Genomic DNA, 1,873 nt, shown 5'->3' on the forward strand with positions numbered 1-1,873 from the left:
CTCTCCAACCCCATAAAGGCGTCCGAAAGTCGCAGTTCCCACTTTTCCGGCGCTTTCTCCAAACCGTTATACAGGACGATAAATTCCGGCTTGGGTATCTTCACTAGGGCGGTTTTATACAAAGCCCGATGCGCGATTATTTTCTCATAAACCCGGACAATATACGACAAAATCCGCAGGGGCATGTTCTGGTTGAGGGTAGACTGGTGTTCTATCACGAATACCAGTTTATCACCCACGGTAAAAGACAGGTCGTTGATCCGGTCCATGTAGAGAACATCCTCCAGGGTGTTGATAGTTATCGATATAGCCGGATCGTATTCGATACCCTCCAGGGCGGCATATAGCTCCCTAAGTCTATCCTCGTCATTAAAAAGTTTGGTAAAAACACTGTCCTTATACTTCGTATTCACACTCAATTACTTTTCCTCCTCAAAATAGTGGGGACCGATCTGTCCCGATTTACCCCTGTTATGGGTGGTATGGAAGAAAATGCTTTAGTGGGAGGAAAATATTTGAGAAAAATGTCTTTTTTATCTTTCAATTTCAGCGATTCTTCTATAAACTTATATAAAGAAGCAGTGAATAATGGACAGGAAAGCCCTGGGCGGCGGTGGCGTACACCAACACGGACTACTACCGAGCCGAAAACTTAAGGAAGCGGTAGGTATCCGATAATGAGTAAGCGAAGATTACAAAAAAGAACGGTAACAAAAAGGAAGTTCCCCGGGATTTTTCTGGGGGGGAGCCTCCTTTTACTCACAGTTATGGTAATTGGGGCGATCACCCTCTACAAGAATTGGCCCCGCCCGACATGGTATGTGGAGGCAGGGCTTGAAAAACAATGGGGTGAGCTGTTAGAAAAAGCTCCCTCCCCTCCCCCCTTCACGCGTCTTAGGGTCTACGATCCCGTGGCCGGAATTAAGAAGGGCCAATACGGTATTATTATTACGAAGGATTTTCTGGCCGGCCAATCCGACATCGACCAAAACAGCGATACTAACACCGAAGCCGGCGGCGCTCCGGCGGAGGCAGCCCCGCCTTGGGAACCGCCCATACGGGTATTCCCACAGCTCTACCAGAACCGGACAGATTACCAGGGAACCATACCCCTGGCCCTGGACCCCTGGCTCATACTCCGCAAAACCGGGGACCCCCAGCTTAGCCTGGAGCGTATCCGGAACCCCGCCGGCGGCGCAGGCAGCCTTATCATCCCCGGCGCCGAAGCCGATGCGGTTCACGCCTGGCTGTGCCAGCTTTTACAGGACAGCCCCGGCAGCTTCCCCCAGGACCAGCGGACCTGGGACGCCGCAAAGGAGCGGCTCATCTACGGCAACCGCCGTTTCCAGCAGGGCGCCCTGACCTACACCTGGTTTGACGTATGGCTAACCCTGTTACGGAACGATCCCGCCTGGGTATACGCCCCCCTCAGCATGGCCCGGGAACTCTCCGCCTACGACGCCGGCCGTCTGGACGCCACCCTTTTCCCCATACCTTCGGACTGGAACACCTACGGCCTTCAGGCAGACATCCTCTGGGCCATCCCCGAAGCCCCGGACAAACTGCAACCCAAACTTGATCCCGCCAAAACCTGGCTTGCCGCCCCGGAAACCCAAGCCCTCATCGCAGAAATACTCGGCTGGATCCCCGCTCACCCCAACGGCAAACCCCACGACACCATGGCGAGAGAAGCCCAGGTAGCCTGGTTCAGCAGCGCCTTTATTTGGCATTCCCGGTGAAGCCATGCGCAGACTGGGTTTTCGAAAGCACACAATTGGTCGGGGGGGCCTGTCTGGAAGGAAACGTATGGGGCCTCCCAGAGGGTCCCTCCATACGTTTCCTTCCCGACACCCCACTCCGTACTAATTGACGG

Annotated in this window: 2 protein-coding genes; one reads left to right on the plus strand and one right to left on the minus strand. The window is 54.2% G+C overall.

The features are described 5' to 3' along the window. The coding region (locus TPRIMZ1_RS0116325) for an Rpn family recombination-promoting nuclease/putative transposase (protein ID WP_232616858.1) at positions 1-413 on the minus strand (413 nt) is incomplete at its 3' end. 264 nt (positions 414-677) lie between these two features. Between TPRIMZ1_RS0116325 and TPRIMZ1_RS0116330 the strand changes: the two genes are divergently transcribed. Then, positions 678-1,739: a hypothetical protein gene (locus TPRIMZ1_RS0116330; protein ID WP_010263024.1), complete on the plus strand. Its 1,062-nt coding sequence runs from the start codon at positions 678-680 to the stop codon at positions 1,737-1,739. Positions 1,740-1,873 lie beyond the last annotated feature (134 nt).

This window comes from Treponema primitia ZAS-1, from assembly GCF_000297095.1.
GTDB lineage: Bacteria > Spirochaetota > Spirochaetia > Treponematales > Breznakiellaceae > Termitinema > Termitinema primitia_A.